14 protein-coding genes are annotated in these 19,792 nt (G+C 44.4%); 8 read left to right on the top strand and 6 right to left on the bottom strand.

Going from position 1 to position 19,792, the window contains the following annotated elements; translation table 11 throughout:
- Positions 1 to 29 precede the first annotated feature (29 nt).
- From ACM0P2_RS08250 to ACM0P2_RS08235, 4 genes are all read left to right on the top strand, one after another.
- Positions 30 to 629 (top strand): PilZ domain-containing protein, encoded by a 600-nt coding sequence (locus ACM0P2_RS08250; protein WP_419227560.1) that lies wholly within the window; start codon positions 30 to 32, stop codon positions 627 to 629.
- A 62-nt stretch (positions 630 to 691) separates the two neighbouring features.
- Complete coding sequence (gene mfd, locus ACM0P2_RS08245) at positions 692 to 4,189, top strand: transcription-repair coupling factor (RefSeq protein ID WP_419227559.1); 3,498 nt, start codon at positions 692 to 694, stop codon at positions 4,187 to 4,189.
- Between the two features lies 1 nt (position 4,190).
- Entirely contained in the window at positions 4,191 to 5,906 is a 1,716-nt protein-coding gene (locus tag ACM0P2_RS08240) for a CsiV family protein (protein ID WP_419227558.1), read from the top strand.
- A gap of 113 nt (positions 5,907 to 6,019) precedes the next feature.
- Positions 6,020 to 6,535, top strand: coding sequence for a cob(I)yrinic acid a,c-diamide adenosyltransferase (locus tag ACM0P2_RS08235; RefSeq protein WP_159117302.1), 516 nt, complete (start codon positions 6,020 to 6,022; stop codon positions 6,533 to 6,535).
- 164 nt (positions 6,536 to 6,699) lie between these two features.
- Here the strand turns inward: ACM0P2_RS08235 and nagZ are convergent, their stop codons facing one another.
- Positions 6,700 to 7,710, bottom strand: coding sequence for a beta-N-acetylhexosaminidase (gene nagZ / locus ACM0P2_RS08230; RefSeq protein WP_159117340.1), 1,011 nt, complete (start codon positions 7,708 to 7,710; stop codon positions 6,700 to 6,702).
- Positions 7,711 to 7,808: 98 nt separating this feature from the next.
- On the opposite strand from nagZ, the gene ACM0P2_RS08225 reads away from it, so the two are divergent.
- Positions 7,809 to 10,223: a penicillin acylase family protein gene (locus ACM0P2_RS08225; protein ID WP_419227557.1), complete on the top strand. Its 2,415-nt coding sequence runs from the start codon at positions 7,809 to 7,811 to the stop codon at positions 10,221 to 10,223.
- Complete coding sequence (gene ybaK, locus ACM0P2_RS08220; RefSeq protein ID WP_419227556.1) at positions 10,220 to 10,690, top strand: Cys-tRNA(Pro) deacylase; 471 nt, start codon at positions 10,220 to 10,222, stop codon at positions 10,688 to 10,690. Before ACM0P2_RS08225 ends, ybaK begins: the two co-directional genes overlap by 4 nt.
- A gap of 17 nt (positions 10,691 to 10,707) precedes the next feature.
- Here the strand turns inward: ybaK and ACM0P2_RS08215 are convergent, their stop codons facing one another.
- The 4 genes from ACM0P2_RS08215 to pheS form a co-directional block, all read right to left on the bottom strand.
- Positions 10,708 to 11,253 carry a hypothetical protein gene (locus ACM0P2_RS08215; RefSeq protein ID WP_173358785.1) on the bottom strand — a complete coding sequence of 182 codons (546 nt, stop codon included), beginning with the start codon at positions 11,251 to 11,253 and terminating at the stop codon, positions 10,708 to 10,710.
- Between the two features lie 117 nt (positions 11,254 to 11,370).
- Positions 11,371 to 11,670 (bottom strand): integration host factor subunit alpha, encoded by a 300-nt coding sequence (gene ihfA / locus ACM0P2_RS08210; protein ID WP_012518129.1) that lies wholly within the window; start codon positions 11,668 to 11,670, stop codon positions 11,371 to 11,373.
- A 3-nt stretch (positions 11,671 to 11,673) separates the two neighbouring features.
- The gene (gene pheT / locus ACM0P2_RS08205) at positions 11,674 to 14,061 is read right to left on the bottom strand and encodes a phenylalanine--tRNA ligase subunit beta (protein WP_419227555.1); all 2,388 of its coding nucleotides are present in this window, start codon (positions 14,059 to 14,061) and stop codon (positions 11,674 to 11,676) included.
- Between the two features lie 14 nt (positions 14,062 to 14,075).
- On the bottom strand, positions 14,076 to 15,056 hold the full coding sequence (gene pheS / locus ACM0P2_RS08200; protein WP_015066912.1) for a phenylalanine--tRNA ligase subunit alpha: 981 nt from the start codon (positions 15,054 to 15,056) through the stop codon (positions 14,076 to 14,078).
- A 326-nt stretch (positions 15,057 to 15,382) separates the two neighbouring features.
- Here pheS and ACM0P2_RS08195 point away from each other — a divergent pair, with 326 nt between their 5' ends.
- A complete protein-coding gene (locus ACM0P2_RS08195) occupies positions 15,383 to 16,216 on the top strand; it encodes a class I SAM-dependent methyltransferase (protein ID WP_419227554.1) in 834 nt (277 codons plus the stop codon).
- A gap of 158 nt (positions 16,217 to 16,374) precedes the next feature.
- Positions 16,375 to 18,222, top strand: a complete 1,848-nt coding sequence (locus ACM0P2_RS08190) for an acyltransferase family protein (protein ID WP_419227553.1) — start codon at positions 16,375 to 16,377, stop codon at positions 18,220 to 18,222.
- A 546-nt stretch (positions 18,223 to 18,768) separates the two neighbouring features.
- Here the strand turns inward: ACM0P2_RS08190 and ACM0P2_RS08185 are convergent.
- A complete protein-coding gene (locus ACM0P2_RS08185) occupies positions 18,769 to 19,782 on the bottom strand; it encodes an acyltransferase family protein (protein WP_419227552.1) in 1,014 nt (337 codons plus the stop codon).
- Between the last annotated feature and the right edge of the window lie 10 nt (positions 19,783 to 19,792).

Below are 19,792 nucleotides of genomic sequence, written 5' to 3'. Positions count from 1 at the left end.
TGTACAAGAATTAGTGGCAGAGGAATGATGTGAGCGAACTAAGCCTAGAACAAAAACAAGCCCAATTCGATGAATACTTCTCAATAGCGCATTGTATTAATGCAAACGTGCGTCCTTTAGGTATGGATGAAACCGTACCCAATGAGGATGCACTGGAAGACTCGATGCCGTATGCCTTTCGTATTGCTAGCGAAATGGCGGCATTGGAAGCCCAAGCAATTCGACCGCTACGAAATCTTGGCGATCATGCTGAAACCTTGGCTGAATACCTAAATCATCAATCAAGAAAAATTGATTTGATGATGTCATTTGTCCTGCACCAGCAAGATGAGCCAGAGCACCGCTTTAAAACGGTAAAATTAGGTGGTGGCGGTGTGATAATCGACTCCAAAGAGGCATTGGACGTAGGTACTAAAGCTGAACTTAAGCTTTTCCTAGATGCCGAAGCCGCAGCTATTTTTTGTTATGGCGAAGTTATTACTTGCGAGCAGGTTGAAGATAGCTACCATATTGCTTTCATTTTTAATTCGATACGAGAGCAAGATCAGGAGCTTTTGGTTCGAGCAAGTTTACACATTCAAACCCAACAGCTAAGAAAACGGTCGAAAGAAAGAAAAGCGGGATCCTAAAAGGCCCTCGCATCAGTATATAAGCCGTAAAATCAAACTTGCATGTAAAAAAACAGGACCTCATGACTGCCACTTTATTATCGCTACCATTACCTGCGCCTAAAAAAGAAGCCTCATCACAAGATCACAAACACTGGGGCCAGCTTCAAGGCAGCAGTGCTGCGCTATGCATCAGCCAAGCACTTAGCCAATACAAAGGCCCTATAGTTCTGATCACCGCCGACACGCCCTCGGCCATGAAGCTTGAAAAAGAAATTGCGTTTTTCCTAAGCGACGATACAAAAAATACGCCTATTACGCTGTTCCCTGACTGGGAAACGCTGCCTTATGATTCATTTTCTCCTCATCAGGATATTGTATCGCAGCGTCTTGAAACTCTGTTTCGCTTTACGCAACAAGTAGACGGTATCTTCATCGTTCCCGTTAATACCCTCATGCAGCGCCTTGCGCCCACTGATTATTTAGCTAAATACTTACTTATGCTAAATAAAGGACAAACGCTAGACAGAGACCAGTTCAGAAGAAACTTAGAGCAAGCAGGCTACTTACACGTAAGCCAAGTAATGAGCCACAGCGAATTCTCGGTGCGCGGCAGTATTATCGACTTGTTCCCTATGGGAAGTGACCAGCCGTTTCGTATCGATTTGTTCGACGACGAAATTGATTCTATTCGTTATTTCGATACCGAAACTCAGCGCTCTGGCGAAGCGGTCAACGAGATTCGCTTGTTACCCGCGCGCGAATTTCCAACAGACAAAGACGCCATCACTCTTTTTCGTCAGCAGTTTCTGAAAAAATTCGATGCTAATAACGCCTCTGAAAGCGTATTTTCGCAGGTAAGCAAAGGCACAATGCCAAGTGGTGTAGAGTATTACCTTCCCCTATTCTTTGAAAAAACGGCAACATTATTTGACTACCTTCACCCTAAGAGTTTGCTTTTACTCCACGGTGACGTACAAGACGCCAGCGAATTTTTCTGGGCCGATGTGCAAGAGCGCTACGAGCAATACCGTTACAATTTAGCGCGCCCTTTACTTGCTCCTGATGAGCTATTCCTGCCTATTAACGAGTTATTCGGTGCCATTAAGCAATGGCCTCGCACCTCGCTATCAAGCCAAGTGCTAGAAGAAAAATCAGGCACCACCAACCTGCAGTGCGCAAAACTCGATGACATTGCAATCAATTCGCAGAAAAAAGTCCCTGCTGAACAACTCATTAAAACCGTTAATCACGCTACCGACAACGGTGCGAAAGTACTGTTTTGTGCCGAAACTCAAGGTCGTCGAGAAGGGCTCCTTACCGTGCTGGCCAAAGCCGGCATAAAGCCAAAGATTGTCGATAGCTTCAGTGATTTTATTGAAAGCCACGACAGTATTGGTATTACGGTTGGTATGGTTGATAACAGCTTTCGCTGGCAGACATCTGAAGGTGAGCTGCTGTTTATTACCGAAACCGAACTACTCGGACAGAAAGTAAGTCAGCGACGCCTTCGTGATAAGCGTTCCGCCACTGATGAAAGTGCTATTATCCGCAACCTAGCCGAGCTTTCTATCGGTCAGCCTGTGGTGCACCTCGACCACGGTGTTGGGCGCTATTTAGGGCTTCAAACCTTGGATGCGGGCGGCGTTACCACCGAGTACTTATGCATTGAATACGCCAAGCAATCAAAATTATACGTCCCCGTTGCGTCGCTACACCTTATCTCTCGCTATACCGGCGGCGATGCCGATAGCGCCCCTGTTAGCTCGTTAGGTTCCGACGCATGGACAAAAGCAAAGCAAAAGGCAGCTGAGAAAGTTAGAGACGTAGCAGCAGAACTGCTAGATGTGTACGCCCGTCGCGCTGCAAAACCAGGCTTTGCTTACAACATAAACTGGGATGACTACCAAGCCTTTTCAGACAGCTTTCCGTTTGAAGAAACGCCCGACCAAGCGCAAGCGATTGCTGCGGTTATGCACGACATGGGCAGTCCATCAGCGATGGACCGTTTGGTGTGCGGTGATGTTGGCTTTGGTAAAACCGAGGTTGCCATGCGAGCCGCCTTCCTTGCCGCAAATGCCGGCAAACAGGTTGCAATATTAGTACCTACCACCTTGCTTGCGCAGCAGCATTACGAGAACTTTAAAGATCGCTTTGCCGCATGGCCTTTTGAAATTGAAGTAATGAGCCGCTTTGTAAGCGGTAAAGCGCAGAAGTCGGTGGTAGAACGCATCGGTGAAGGTAAAGTCGACATCGTTGTAGGCACACATAAACTGCTGTCCAGCGATATAAAATACAAGGATTTAGGCCTTGTTATTATTGACGAAGAGCACCGATTTGGCGTGCGTCAAAAAGAGAAACTTAAGTCCCTTCGCGCCGATGTAGATATTCTTACGCTAACCGCCACGCCTATTCCACGTACGCTGAACATGGCGCTGTCTGGCATGCGCGATTTATCTATTATCGCTACCGCACCGGCCCGTCGCCTTTCTATTAAAACCTTTGTACAACAGCGCAACAAGGCGGTGATCCGCGAGGCAATAATGCGTGAAATACTGCGCGGCGGTCAGGTTTATTTCCTTCATAACGAAGTGGAAAGTATTGCACGAACTGTGGAAGAAATTGCAGAGATTGTGCCTGAAGCGCGTATTGCAATGGGCCACGGTCAAATGCGCGAGCGCGATCTAGAAGCGGTGATGAGCGATTTCTACCATCAGCGTTACAACGTATTGGTGTGTACCACCATTATTGAAACGGGTATTGACGTACCAAGCGCTAACACCATTATCATGGATAGAGCCGACCATTTAGGTCTGGCACAGCTACACCAATTGCGTGGTCGTGTTGGACGCTCTCACCACCAAGCCTACGCCTATTTGTTAACGCCACATCCAAAGCGAATGACAAAAGATGCCGTTAAGCGCTTAGAAGCCATATCTCAGCTAGAAGACTTAGGTGCAGGTTTTGCCCTCGCCACACACGATTTAGAGATACGAGGCGCCGGCGAGTTGTTAGGAGACGATCAGTCCGGTCAGATAGCAAGCATTGGATTTAGCCTGTATATGGATATGCTAGACAAAGCCGTTAACGCGCTGAAAGATGGCAGAGAGCCATCGCTAGAAGACGCCACATCGGGCCATACCGAGGTAGAGCTGCGTATTCCGGCACTGCTGCCTGAGGATTATATTGCCGACGTAAATACGCGCCTTTCGCTTTATAAGCGCCTGGCAAGCTGCACAACGCAAGACGACATTGACGAGTTCCAAGTAGAGTGCATTGACCGCTTCGGCTTATTGCCAGAACCGGCTAAAAACTTAATTGAAGTGGCTGAAATTAAACTAAAAGCACAGGCACTTGGCATTCTAAAAGTAGACTTGTCGGCACAAGGCGGTACCATAGAGTTTAAAGAAACCACTAAGGTCAACCCTGGCTATATCATTAGCCTTGTTCAAACCAAACCAAACACGTTCAAGTTTGAAGGTAGCCAAAAGCTTCGCTTGGTGAAGAAGACCGAAACAGCTAAAGAGCGCCTCGCGTTTATTAGCGATATTATTGCCGATTTTGCAAAGGAGTCGCGATAACATGAAGTTATCCCGCTGGTGCCCGTTAGTCGCATCCATAAGCGCCGTTTTCTTAAATACTGTGTCAACCACAGCCCTTGCCAACGACGATTGGTGGTTTGATGTGGAAGTCATTGCATTTAAGCGTAATGTCGCGCTTACCGAGTTGGAAGAACAATTTTCGCTTGCAGATAATTTATCGGCGCCGCGGGCTCAAGCAGACCTTATCAGCGAGATTATCGCGCCAGATATTAGTTATTTAAAACAGGGCTTATCCGTTTGCGGTGCCAACAACAGCATAAAATGGCCAGATGATACCCTGTTTGCCGTTCCATCAAGCGATGTAGATTTTTTATCGCTGCCTAAATCACTTGCGCCACAAGAGATTGATTGGCAACAGAATCCGCGCCAACAAGAATCTTATTCTGCGCCATCAGATAAAGAAATCGATGGGTTCAGTGATACTGATGCATTGGCTAGTGAGGCGACGGAAAACCGCGTTATCGAAGATGCCACCCTAGCCCCCGATGCCCAGACCATTGCTGGTTATTGGACGTCGTTTTTTGGGGTTAAGCGTGCAACGCCAATTAGCGTTCCCGCTTTTAAATACTGCGAAGAAGATAAGCCTTGGCTTAGCGCTGAAATTACTACAGCAATTGTTGCATCTGCGGCCTCGAATATGGGTAAGAACGATAATGCGGCTTTACCCTCTGCTGCCAGCAGTACGCTGCAACCCGCTATAGTCTGGAAAGTAAATAAACCTGATAACCGCACGCCTGCCCCCGCTAGCCTGCCTATCATAATAGAAGGTCACGACTGGCCGCTGGCATCGAAAGCACACTTACTCACCAGTAACGAGCAGGCTTTGTCGTCGATTTCGCGCCAAATTCGCTCCAGTCGCGATTTAGAACGTTTATTTCACGCCACATGGCGTCAGCCTGTGATGTTTGGTAAAAACAAGGCGTTTGACGTACGTGTTTACGGCGGTCAAAACTATGCACAGCAGTTCAATCTTGATGGCGAAATGCGCGCTCAAACGCAAAGCGCGTTATTACAAGAGACTTCAAACCAACCTTCAATGCAGTTAGCGTCAAATGAGGAAGCCCCTCTTGATAGCGACACCAGTATCGGCGGCGAAAGCCAAGCATTGATTCCATACAGTGCAGAAGAAGCCGCTAATACTAGAAGTGTTCGACGTTTAGCGAACGATGACACGCAGGTGCAGAAACCTAGCAATTCGGAATTGCTCGCCGTTTCAGATATTTTTACAGATCTCGAAATGCGCCTAGCGAATCCATCTCCTATCTCCTTTGACGATTTCAAAGCACTAGATACGCCACTCATTGTAGAGCAAGACGAAGATGGTGTAAGCGATGTAGCGTTCAGAACGCCCATCTGGGAAATAGACGGCACAATAAAAGTTTTTCTTAAATACATTAATCGGGTGCCTTATCTTCACGTAGACAGTGAGATGTATTATCGACAGCCTGTACCTATGCATTACTTTAGCAACGAATTTGGCGATGAATTTAGCAACGAAGATGCCAGCACTACTAACATTAGCAATGAAAAAGGCAGCGCGGCTACTTATTCTGAAGGCCAAGCGTATAAGCTGGTGTCGGTACCTCTGATTGAACAACGGCGGATAATAAGCACCCAACTGCATTATTTTGACCACCCGTTATTTGGGTTTGTAGTGCAAGTAAGACGTTACAACCGCCCGTCTACAAACGAATAATTCTTTAAACGTGCCGCTAACCTAAGGTTACGGATTAAGTATGGGGTTGAGCAAAGCGTTTGATTGCGGCTCTGCCCCCTTGTTTCAAATTCAGGTTTATATTCAAGGGCTTTATGAAAATTTACACTCGCACTGGCGATAAAGGCAGTACGCAAATATACGCAGACAAGGCTGTTCGTGTAGATAAAGACGATTTAGTAGTGAAAAGCTATGGGGATATGGACGAGTTAAACAGTCAAATCGGCCTCTTAGCAGCGCACGTTGCAACGAAACACCAGCCGATGCTACATGATATTCAGCGCAATCTTTTTCAGGCAGGGTTTGCCATCTCAGCAAGTTCAACATTGGCGCAGGATGACATCGAAAATCTTGAAAAGCTTATTGATAACATTACCGGCCAAATGCCGCCCAATACATCGTTCGTTTTACCAGGTGGTTGCAAGTCAGCGGCACAAGCTCATGTATGCCGAGCAGTTTGCCGTCGTGCCGAACGCTCAGTTATCAGCCTTTCAAAGCACTATGACGTGCCTGAAGTTGTTCACGCGTACCTAAACCGCCTGAGCGACTTTTTGTTTACCTTCGCACGCTTTTTGAATATTGAAGCCGGCGTAGACGAAGTAGCGGTGTAAATCGCGATATTCGTTTTTACAAAATTCGTATCCAAGCTTTTATCTAAGCTTTTATGTGAGCTTTTATACGAATTTTTAGATGAGCTTTTATATAAACGTCCATTGAATTAAAGATAAAAGCACCGGTGTAAAGGTGCTTTCTCACTACCTTCTTATTACCTGTTTTAACGCTCGCTCAGGCGCTTGACCAAATCTACTGCGCTTTCGTATTTATCTTGAAGCCCTGCAGGCAGCACGCGTCCGTATAAAGCCATAACCCGCTCTTGCTTTAACTCATCATCACGACTTGGGCTAGCGTAGCGAGACTCGATACCATCAAGAATGCTCTCAGCGCCTTTAGGGTTGTTGCATGCCAGCACCATGTCACAGCCAGCCTCTAGTGCAGCTTCAGCGCGCTCCACGTAACTACCCGCCACACTGGCACCATGCATGGATAAATCATCAGAAAAAATAGCGCCCTGAAAGCCAATATCGCCCTTAAGAATAGATTGCAGCCATGTTGACGAAAAACCAGCTGGCTTGTCGCACACCTGATTGTAAATCACGTGTGCTGGCATCACGCCCTCCAACATTTTGCGTTCAATTAAGCGTTGAAACACCACCATATCGGTAGTTCGAATCTCTTCAAAATCGCGTTCGTCCACTGGCAGTGCAATATGGGAATCTGGCGCAACGCTACCATGACCCGGGAAGTGCTTACCAATTGCAGGCATGTTTACCGCTTTAAGACCTTGAATTAAATGGGTAGCAAGACGAATAACGTCATTTGCGTTATCCGCAAACGCTCTATCACCGATAACCTGTGACACGCCGTTAATGTCAAGCACAGGCGCAAAACTGAAATCAATATCGAGGGTTTTAAGTTCGTAAGCTAACGCAAGTCCGCAAGCTTTTGCATAGGCAGCGCTTTCATCTTGATGCTCAGACTGGCGTAAAATCTCGCCCATGGCCGGAATAGCGGTAAAGCCTTCACGAAAGCGCTGAACTCTTCCACCTTCATGGTCAACAGCAATCAACACAGGAGTTTTCGCATAGCGCCTTATATCTTGAACAAGTGCCGATAACTGGCGCTTATCATGATAATTGCGACTAAATAAAATGACGCCGCCCACCACAGGGTGTGCCAGCTTTTCCTTTTCTTCAGGCAAGAGTTCTTCGGCCTGACAATCCAACATTAACGGGCCCACATCACCACCTTTACATGTGTCATAAAACATCACTTTAATTTTTCAGGTTCTGTGGTTAGGATAGAGAAAAACTAGGAGTTTTACACGTGATTAATTGGATCAAGTGGTTGGTTTTAGGTGTTTTTACCCTACTTTCTCTGGCCGCTATTGCGGTTTATATTTCACTACGCTTAAGTCTTCCCGCACTTGATGGCAATAGCGCGACTTATCACGTGGTTGCTCCTACAGAATTAAGCCGCGATAACCTGGGTCAGGCCGTTATAAACGCTAACGATATTTTTGATGCCGCCTACGCCCTTGGTTTTGCTCATGCGCAAGACCGTTTCTTCCAGATGGATCTTCAGCGTCGCGCTGCATCAGGCAATTTGTCTCAATGGGTAGGAGAAATAGCCCTAGATATCGACAAAAAAGCGCGCTTTCATCAGTTCGAGCAACGGGCAAAGGTCGTATTTGAAAATCTACCGGCAAGACAGCAGGACTTACTTGTTCGTTACGCACACGGCGTAAACGAAGGGCTATCGGAGTTCACTTTACCCCCGTTCGAATATTTGGCAGCAGGCGTTGAAATTAAGCAGTGGCAACCTACCGATAGCATATTGGTTATCTATAGCATGTACCTCGATTTACAGGGTAGCCAGGTAGAGTTTGACCTTGCCAGAGAAGCCCTGCTCAATACCTTTGGTGAAGAGGTTTATAATTTCATTACGCAGCCCAGCAATTACCAAGCCGCGTTAGATGCCAGTGAAATTCCCCTGCTCGAGGCTGCGGCCCCTTCCTATCCGGCTATTCTTCGCTCTCCCACTGATACCATGGACACTAGTAGCAACAGCAACACTAGCCAACAAAGCCAAGCAAAAGAAGGTACGACACCAGAGATTTCTCAAAGCCCAACTACCATAAATACTGCGATTGCCAGAGCCCAATACAATGCCACCGAACTGCCCGATATCGGTAGCAACAACTGGGCAGTCACGGGGGCGTATACCGCAACTGGCGCAGGCCTTTTGGCTAACGATATGCACTTAGGCCTTCGAGTACCCATCATTTGGTATCGCGCACAGCTTAATTACCAAGAGTCAGGGAGCGATGTTCAGGTTACCGGCGTATCGCTACCCGGGCTTCCTGGAATTGTTGTAGGAACCAACGGTCATATTGCGTGGGGCTTTACTAATGCCAACTTAGACAATGTGGATTGGGTTGAGTTAGACGAAGGCACCACAACGAAAACCATCACAGAACGAATTCCCCTTCCTGACAGCGAACATGAATTTACGCTACAAATCAGTGATTTTGGCCCCGTAAGAGAAGTAGACGGAAAACGTTACGCGCTAAATTGGGTAGCACATCACCCGTTTGCGGCCAACTTAAGCATTGTGAACTTCGGTACCGCCAAAACCGTTGAAGCTGCCATGAAAGTAGCCAAGCGTATTGCCATACCAACTCAAAACCTCGTGATTGTAGATGAAAATGGCAGTGCCTCATGGCAACCAGGGGGCGCAGTTATGGCAAGAGAACAAGCCACATTTACAGCAATAAGCGAGGCCTCTGCAAACACCTCCCCTACACAAGCAGAGAATTTACCGCAGGTTATCAACCCTGATGCGGGGCGAATATGGACAGCAAACGCACGAGTGATATCAAGTGAAGATTTTAAAACATGGGGCGACGGCGGCTATGCGCTCGGTGCGCGCGGTCAACAAATAAGAGACCGACTGTTTGAAAAAGACACGTTCAGTGAAACCGACTTCTACGCTATTCAACTTGATAACCACGCTCGCTTTCTTATTCCATGGCAACATCTGTTATATGGTTTGCTCAACATGAAAGATGTGGAGTTTAAGCCAGACCTTGCTTATTTAAACACATGGAAAGAATGTGCCTGCGAAGACTCTGTCGGCTATACGTTGGTTAAACATTTCAGGCAAGAGGTAATACAAACCTTATTCGGCGACATACTCTCAAAACTAGATGAGCAGGGTGTAAACAGCCGTACTCTGCTGCGGGGCATCGAACCCGCAACGTGGCAGCTTATTTATAGCCAACCCGACTCTTGGCTGCCTGCCGACACTGAAAGCTTCGACGAGTTACTGGTAGACGCTTACAGGCGCGCTAAACACAAACTGCTCGATAAATACTCGCCTGTAGAAGCTGACATGGAAACACTAGCATGGGGCAAGGTTAACGCCCTTTCAGTTGAGCACCCTTTTGCTAAACAAATTCCCTTGGTAGGAAACTTGTTAAATATGGAAAAAGTTGAAGGTTTCGGCGATACCTATATGCCTGCTGTTCAGGCACCTAGCTTTGGCGCATCTGAACGCTTTTTTGTGAGCCCAGGGCATTTAGACGATGCCATCCTAACCTTACCTGGTGGGCAGAGCGGACATCCACTGTCAGATTTTTTTACAGCAGGTTTTAACGACTATGCCACCCATGCGGCAACGCCTTTGTTACCTAGCGAACCTATTCACCACCGCACTTTTTATAGAAAAGAAACTGAATGACACCTGCAATCACACTGCTTACCAAAAAGCGTATAACCCATAAGGTATTAAAGTATGACCACGATGCAAACGCAGCATCATACGGATTAGAAGCGGTTGAAAAGCTAAACTTAGACGCGGATACCGTATTTAAAACCTTAGTGGTGAGTACAGATACCAACAAACTAGCGGTTGCCGTAGTACCCGTTAACACCAAGCTAAGCGAAAAGAAAATGGCGAAAGCATTAGGTGTAAAAAAGGTAGAAATGGCCCAAGCAAACGCGGTAATGGTTGCCACGGGGTATGTGCTAGGTGGGGTTAGCCCGTTGGGGCAGAAAAAGCGGTTAGCCTGCGTAATTCACAAAAGCGCTGAAAGCCTTGCTACTATTCACGTTAGTGCGGGAAAGCGAGGGTTAGAAGTGGCGCTTTCCCCTACTGACCTAGCAGCACTTACCGGTGCTCAATTTGCAGATATCTCGGTAGCTTAAGATAGCGTAATGCTTAGCTATTTACTCGCTTGCGCTAGCCACTGCTTGCGTGCTTCTTCAAGCGCTGCTTCATCAGGCTGCTCGCTACCTGAAATGGCTACAGCAATTTGCTGAATAATTGCATCGCGCTTTTCAATTAGCGCATCGGTGCGAGTGAATAGGTCTTTGGCTTCAGGGTATTGGGCTTTTAGCGGCTCTACGTCTTCCAATGCGTAATAGCGCGCTTCAAACGCTTCATTATACAACTGACGTTTAGCATTGAAAATCACATAGTCTTTCGCAGTTTCTGAATTAAGATAATCCATATCTTCTGAAGATAAATTAGCGGCCTGCCCTACTTCACGGGCTTGCTCCATCCAAGAGTCTACCCCTTCGGCGTTTTCGTTTTTCACCGCCTGCTTAACACCTTCTTGTAAATCGCTGGCGTGAAGAATTTCCATTACCGTAATTAATGGCACTTCAGCTGCGTCTTGATCACGTTGGTCGGCATCCAGCGACAGGTAAGCAAACCAAGAAAAAACAGCGGCGATAACAATAGCAAGAACAACAAGCGCTTTTTTCACACTTTCCTCCGAACAGATTGCATATGAAATTCAGTGCGGGGGCACTGTTAAAAAGAAGCAATACAAAAAAAGAGCGAGAGACCTCGCTCTTTTTTCAATATTGTAACGACCTAAAGATTATTGGTCGACAGGCTCAGAGTTTTCAACTCGGCTTTTTAATTTTTGACCCGGGCGGAATGTTACCACTCGACGCGCTTTAATAGGAATGTCTTCACCGGTTTTAGGATTACGGCCAGGACGTTCGTTTTTATCACGCAGGTCAAAGTTGCCAAAACCTGACAGTTTTACTTGCTCACCAGATTCCAGAGCGCCTTTAATCTCTTCGAAAAAAAGCTCTACCAGATCTTTTGCATCACGCTTGTTAATGCCTAGTTTCTCGAATAGGTGTTCAGCCATCTCGGCTTTGGTCAATGCCATAGTTTACTCTCTTAACGCGGCCCCAAACTCAGATTCCAGACCTTTAACCACAGTATCTACGGCTTGCTGAATTTCAGCTTCTTCCAAGGTTTTATCCGGATCTTGTAAATGAAGTGACAAAGCAAGGCTCTTGTAGCCTGGCTCAATTCCCTTGCCTTTGTACTCATCGAACAAGTTTAGAGCAACTAGTTGATTTACGCCAATATTTTCTATGTAAGAAAGTACATTTCCTACACGCACTTCATCTTTAACCGTAATAGCAATATCACGACGGTTTGATGGGAAGCGCGATACTGGTACGGCTGACGGTAAATTGCGTTCAGTAATGGCATCTATCACCAGTTCAAACACAAATACGCGGCCGTTAACACCAAGCAATTTAGTAAACTGCGGGTGTATAGCACCAATATAGCCAACTTCTTCATCATTAAGCAAAATTTTTGCAGTCATACCAGGGTGTAGCGCGCTGTGCTCCCCTGTTACGAATTGGAACTCGCCAGTTTTACCCGTTAGCGCCAATAACGCCTCAACGTCTGCTTTAGCGTCAAAGAAATCAACCGGGTTATCACCCAAGTCCCAATGTTCTTCATTACGACGCCCTGCTACTACACCACCAATTACTTGTTGTTGCAATACACCATTTGGCGCATCTTGTTGAGGAATAAAGCGTAATCCTGTTTCAAACAGGCGAACGCGTTGTTGCTGACGCTTCTGATTATAAGCAGTAGCACCCAATAAACCCGGCCATAAACTAACGCGCATTATCGACATATCAGATGAAATTGGGTGTGGTAACACCATGCCTTTCACATCTGGGAATAATGCGTTTTGAATTTTAGGGTCAACAAACGAGTAAGTAATCGCTTCGTTGTAGCCACGGCTTAATAGCAACGACTTCATAGTGTTTAGCGGCAGCTTGGCTTCCTGTGAAGGCAACATGGCCAAGGTGGCTTGTGGCGCAACGTTTGGAATGTTGTTGTAGCCGTAAACTCGGGCAATTTCTTCAATCAAATCTTCTTCAATTGAAATATCAAAACGATAGCTTGGCGCAACCGCTTCCCAACCTGCTTCGGTTTGCGTCACGTCTAAACCAAGGCGAGTAAGCATTTCTGTTACTTTTGCATCATCAATGCTAATACCTAGCACACGAGCTAAACGTTCACGACGAAGTGTAACCGTTGCTTGCTTAGGTAGCTTGTCTTCAGCCACAGCCTCAACAACAGGGCCAGCTTCACCACCACAAATTTCAAGTACAAGTGCTGTAGCGCGCTCCATGGCTTTACGCTGAAGCTGCGCGTCTACACCACGCTCGTACCGGTGTGATGCATCGGTATGCAAACCGTACTGACGGGCACGGCCCATAATCGCATCGCGACTAAAGAACGCACTTTCAAGCAAAATATCTTGAGTTTCGCCTGTTACACCAGAGTGAAGGCCACCGAAAATACCCGCCATTGCTAGCGCTTTGTTGTCATCAGCAATAACCAAAGTGTTGCTTTGCAGCTTCGCTTCAGTTTCATCAAGTAACGTAAGGGTTTCGCCTTCATTCGCCATACGCACATTAATGTTGCCTTCAATGCTGGCAAGGTTAAACGCGTGCATTGGCTGACCAAGCTCTAGCAATACAAAGTTAGTCACATCAACAATGGGGTCTATACTGCGAATACCGCAACGACGGAGCTTTTCAACTAACCACAGTGGCGATGCTGCTTTTACATTAACGCCCTTAACTACACGGCCTAAATAACGTGGGCATGCGTCATCAGCGCTTAACGTAATTGATAATTTGTCATCAATAGTAGCCTCTACCGCTGCTACTTCAGGTTCGCACACGTCAAGGTTATTGAGCACGCCTACTTCACGGGCAATACCGCGAATACCCAAACAGTCTGCACGGTTTGGTGTAAGGTCTACTTCAATGGCGTTGTCATCAAGACCAAGGTAATCGCGAATATCTTCGCCAATAGGTGCATCGGCTGGAAGCTCGATAATACCGTCGTGGTCGTCGCTAATACCTAGCTCAGAGAAGCTACATAGCATGCCAAAAGATGGCTCGCCGCGAAGCTTCGCTTTTTTAATTTTAAAATCGCCTGGCAATACAGCGCCAACAACGGCTACCGCTACTTTAATACCTTGGCGGCAGTTAGGCGCACCACAAACGATATCTAGTAGTTCATCGCCACCTACGTTAATTTTAGTTACGCGCAGTTTATCGGCGTTCGGGTGCTGACCGCACTCTACTACTTCACCTACTAGCACGCCTTTAAAATCGCCTGCTACTGGCTCAACACCGTCTACTTCCAAGCCAGCCATGCTCAACTGTTCAGACAGCTCATGTGCCGACAGCGACGGGTTAACCCACTCTCTTAACCATTTTTCACTGAATTTCATGTGTACTCTCTGCCTTAGTTGAACTGCTTAAGGAAACGAAGATCGTTTTCAAAGAACGCGCGCAAGTCGTTAACACCGTAACGAAGCATAGTTAAGCGCTCTACGCCCATACCAAAGGCAAAACCTGTGTACTCTTCTGGGTCGATACCCACAGCTTTAAGTACATTTGGGTGCACCATGCCGCAGCCTAGCACTTCAAGCCACTGACCGTTTTTACCCATTACGTCTACTTCTGCTGAAGGCTCAGTAAACGGGAAATAAGACGGGCGGAAGCGAATTTCTAGCGACTCTTCAAAGAAGTGATGTAAGAAGTCATGCAAAATACCTTTAAGGTCGGTAAAGCTAACATTCTTATCAACCATCAAACCTTCCACTTGGTGGAACATCGGCGTGTGTGTTTGATCGTAATCGTTACGATAAACACGCCCTGGCGAGATAATACGCAATGGCGGCTTTTCCGCTTCCATGGTACGAATTTGAACACCAGAGGTTTGCGTGCGAAGCATCATGTCTGGGTTAAAATAAAAGGTATCGTGATCGGCACGCGCTGGGTGATTCGCAGGAATGTTCAGTGCGTCGAAGTTGTGAAAACCATCTTCAATTTCAGGGCCAGTTTTAACTGAAAAACCAAGCTCGCCAAAGAAAGATTCAATACGCGCAATAGTACGGCTAACCGGGTGCAAGTTACCTGGCTTTTCAGTGCGACCAGGCAAAGTTACATCAATGGCTTCTTCGGCTAGCTTTTTGTTAAGCTCTTCAGTGCGTAAAAACTCACCTTTTGCAGAAATAGCTTGCTGAATAACCTGCTTAGCTTGGTTAATCTTTTGGCCTGCGGCAGGACGTTCTTCGTTCGATAACTTTCCAAGCCCTTTAAGTAAGTCGGTAAGTTTACCTTTCTTACCCATGAATTCGACCCTAACTTGGTCTAATGTGGCTGCATCTTGTGCAGCGTCAATCTGGCTTTGTGCCTGATTGATAATAGCGTCAAGCTCCATGTTTTCCTCAATTTACATGATGACTGCATGGCCAAAGCATAGGAAGAATTTTTCTGTGCGCTAAGGCTTGCCTGAAATAAAAGCGGTAGTTTACACGAGTGACAGACATTACCGCTACCCTATATAGCTGATAATGGCGAAATTTTGTGTGAGTAGGCTACAAAAATAGTGAGGGACAACCAATATATTGATTAAACTTATGAGATTTAGTACACAATTTCTTCTATCAATTTACCCTACCGCAGAAATGCCTTGAACATCTGTTCACATTCTTTAATATCTAACTAGCAAAAAACAAAAAAATTTGATTATACAGGGATAGTAAAATGCAGATAAGGAAACCACTTCCTTCAAACCGTACTTACGAACAAGTACTCAACCATTACCAAGTTGAAAAAAACCTTGCTTCGCAGCTAAAAGCAGCAAACAGGGAATCGCGCAAAGTAATCTACAGTAAAATGTACGATGAGTTGTTCTCAAAAGTTCCAGACCATCCACGTTTAACAAAACGAAATGATGAAACTGAAAGTCGTAAAAAAGTAAGCCATAGAATGGCTTTTATAAAACGCTTTCTTAAACGAGATAAAGTATTCGTTGAATTTGCCTCTGGAGATGGCAGGCTGCTTAAAAAAGCAGCTCAACACTGCCGACAGGCGATTGGTGTTGACATATCTGATCAGCGGGACAAAAGCGAACATTTTCCAGAAAATACCTCTGTTGTGGTGTATGACGGTTATGACTTATCTCAAATAGAGAATGAAAGCGTAGATTTTGTTTTTAGTGACCAACTAATTGAACATTTACACGACGAAGATGTTGAACATCACTTTGCTATCGTTAACCAAATTTTGAAAAAAGGCGGAGCTTACGCTTTCAGAACGCCGCACGCCTTTTGTGGCCCGCACGATGTATCTCAATACTTTACTGATGCTCCAGAGTGTTTTCACTTAAAAGAGTGGACATTCAAAGATGTTAAATCGGTAGAGGATATCGGCTTTGAGCAATTTAAATATTACTGGAGCGCAAAGAGCATTCACGTGCGTATGCCTCGCTTTTACTTTTCGACAATGGAATCCCTCTTAAAAAATGTTGATTCCTACAAGGGGCGCAAAATTGCCCAACTATTTTTACCTTCTGTCACTTGTGTATTGGTGAAGTGATTGATAAAAAAGAAATTTCTAAGAAGGCGCCGTTTATAGGTAATTATTTAGTAACTTGGCAAAGTAAATATCCCAAAATATTGTTATAGCGCTGTTCATAACAGCCTTTATAAGTATAAAATTGATAAAAACAATCTTCTGCAACAGGTAAACAAAAAATGACATTCAGGGAAGACATTCAAGGCTTGCGAGCATTAGCTGTATTGAGTGTAGTCATATATCATATTAGCCCTCACCATTTACCTGGAGGCTTCATAGGCGTAGACATATTCTTTGTTATATCTGGTTATCTCATCATGGGGCAGATATACAATAAAATTCAGCAAAACGCGTTTTCTATTTCAAACTTTTACGTGAAACGTTTTAAACGCTTATTTCCCGCTTTTTTTGCAACAGTTTCGGTATCTTCTTTCTTCGCTTTTTTGTACTTCCTCCCCGGTGAATTCAGTAAATATGCGTGGAGTTTAATATCTTCTTGTCTTTATGTTTCAAATTTCTATTTTTATACCAAATCAGGCTATTTCGATAGCGAACTACAAGGTTCTCCTCTGCTACATACTTGGTCGCTTTCGGTTGAAGAACAATTCTATGCATTCATGCCAATAATTATGATACTAGCGTATGGGGCATATAAAAGGTTTTCTATTGCTATTTTAACTACCATTGGCGTATTGAGTTTTATTGGATGTGTTTATTTAACAAAAAGTGATGTTAGCTTTGCGTTTTTCGCATCATTTACGAGATTTTGGCAATTTATTTTAGGGGGAACCATAGCTATTTATGGCTTGCATTTGAAAAGCCATCGCACACTTTGCGAATTATTGACAACTATTGGTGTAATTACCCTCCTCGCAAGCTGCTTTTTTCTAACTCACGATGAGTTTCCTGGAATAAAAGCTGTTATTCCTACATTAGCTACAGTTGCCGTGCTTGCTTTTTCAAGAAAGGGTTTATTCATCTATCGATTATTATCAATCAAACCTGCGGAGTTTATAGGTAATATTTCGTACTCTCTCTACCTATGGCATTGGCCTGTTATAATCTTCTATCAACTTCATTTTGAAACAGAACTGAAAGCGCTAGATAAAGTTATTGTATTAACCCTTTCAATTTTACTGGGTGTACTTTCGTATTACTTTATTGAACAGCGTTTTAGAAAATCAAAAAATAGTAAAGGTGTTGCGCGAAAAGCATATCTACAAGTAGCCTTTTCTAGCGCGATCCTATGCGCTGTAGTTTATAGTTTAACTTATGTATTGCCCATGCGCTTCAACGAACAGCAATTAGCCTATGAGGAATTCATGAACAATCATGATGCGTCTTACTTTAGGCCTGGCGTATGCTTTTTAACAAGTAAGTATTCTGATATTTCATATTTCAAAAAAGACACTTGCTTAATTGCTCAAGAAGAAAAAGAAAATATTCTATTGGTAGGCGATAGCCATGCCGCACATTGGTATGCCGGACTAGAAGCGAATAAAAAGCCTAATCAAACGATAAGTCAAATAACCGCTAGCGGATGTAAGCCAACGATAAGCTACCAAGGTGAAAAGCGGTGTGCTCAGTTAATGCGCATTGCGTTTGAGGAGATAATTCCGACTGGAAGATATGAAAAGATCATTATTTCTGCTAGATGGAAAATCGACGACTTACCGTGGCTACTGAAAACACTGGACAGAATAGATACCGCGAATACTGAAGTGACAGTGCTAGGACCAATTATTGAATACACGCAACCCCTTCCACGTATATTGGCCCATAGTGATTTTGAATACAAACTAATTCGAACGCAAAAGTATGAGTTTATTGAGAAAATTGACTCAAAGTTTGAAAATGAGCTTAGAAATAAAAACGTAAAATATATATCGATTTTTAAAAATATTTGTGACAGCACTGGCAATTGTAAAACGCTTGTAGGCGACAAGCCGCTTCAATTTGACTATGGGCATTTAACGCTTGAGGGCTCACGCTCGCTATTAAATAGGCAATCGAATATCAGTCTGTAAATTAGGCAAATGATATTTTACATAACTCTGCGAAGTCAAAATGCACCGAACAAATTACGTTTTGTTCGGTGCATAAGGTGCCACCGCTTTCTGAATTAACTTCTTCGTAATCCTATTTCGCGTAACTATTTTTTAATGTTGGCAAGTCCAAATTTATTAAACAGTTCACCAAGCCTTTCGCATTACTTAATAATCCTACTTTTATTTTTTACCCACAATTTCTTTTCTGATTTAGGTTAACGATACCATAAAGTCAGCGGCTCCCAACTAGCTCTGCTCTTTAATGAAAATAGTGTGAATTTCCGCGCATTTCTAGATTCCACACTAATTGCATGACCAAAATGTAAGAAGAAGCTTGATGAGACTAGGATTTCAGGCATTTAGTACGGTCTCATCTGAAGTCAGCCGCTTATAAAATCCCTGATGCGCAGTGAATAAACAACTGGTTCATGTCACACACTTGTACTTAATTACTAATAACCCATAACTATCGCATAATAAAAATAAGCAATATACAGTTTGTAAAAATCACCTCAACTGAAGCATTTAACAAGTTTTAACTTTTTTATTTAAAAACAAACCATTAAAAAAGTTTATTAAGAATCTTTCAAAAGTAAGGTGGAACGCTAAACCGGCTAAAATGCTACCCAGTACTAAAACGACTAGTAGCGGCCAAGCATCCAACATACCATTCAAAACTTTTTCATTTGCAATCATCGTAAATCGTATTATCAATGGGTGGATGAGATAAGTAGCATAAGAAGCATTTCCAAGTAACATCAGAAAAGTCAACTTTCTGAACGAAACATGTTTTTCCAGGCCTAGAAATGAAACCACAATTAAAGCGGCTGGTAGAGCCCAGGCCACAGGCCTCCAGACAGTGTAAGCGCTGGCATTTGGCGCAAACCATAGCCAAATTAAAGCAACTGATAATAGAAAAACGCAAAAAGCTTTGCTGAAGTTAAAACCGTTTATGTAAAAGTAGGCAATCCAGACACCGGCCAAAAACTCTAATGTGATTGGTAATAGAGGAACGGTAAAGGGGCTCACCTCCCAGTCGTTAAACAACAGTAAAATTAATCCAAGCATGACGAGTGCAAAAATTGTTATCGAGGCTCCCTTTAATAGATTTGCGTTAAAGAAAATAAGTGCACCAAATATTAAATAGAACCACATCTCGTAGTTTAGAGTCCAACCAACGTATAAAATTGGAAATAAATCACCGTGAGGTATAAACAACAATGAAAGTACAAACTCGTAAAATACTTCGTTCATTGTTCCTTTCGCTAATAAAACAGCCCCCATGAGTGCAATGCTGCTTACTAACCAGTATAACGGTACTATTCTAACGAGCCTTTTCTTTGCGAAAGTGCGCCAATCAACATTTCGAGATGTGAGATAAATAACAAAGCCGCTAATAACAAAAAAGAGGTCAACACCGAATTGTCCTACCTCAAAATTAAAGCCATCGATTTCTTTAGTGCCATGCCTAACAATAACTAGGAATGCTGCCAGCCCTCTGAGAATTTGAATCCCGTCAATCATAGGTTTGTTAACCATAACCATTTCC

The sequence above is a fragment of the Alteromonas sp. OM2203 genome, from assembly GCF_048517045.1.
In the GTDB taxonomy this organism is placed as follows: domain Bacteria; phylum Pseudomonadota; class Gammaproteobacteria; order Enterobacterales; family Alteromonadaceae; genus Alteromonas; species Alteromonas gracilis.
The sequence above is the reverse complement of the archived record's forward strand: the minus strand, read 5'-3'. Positions and strand labels throughout refer to the sequence as shown.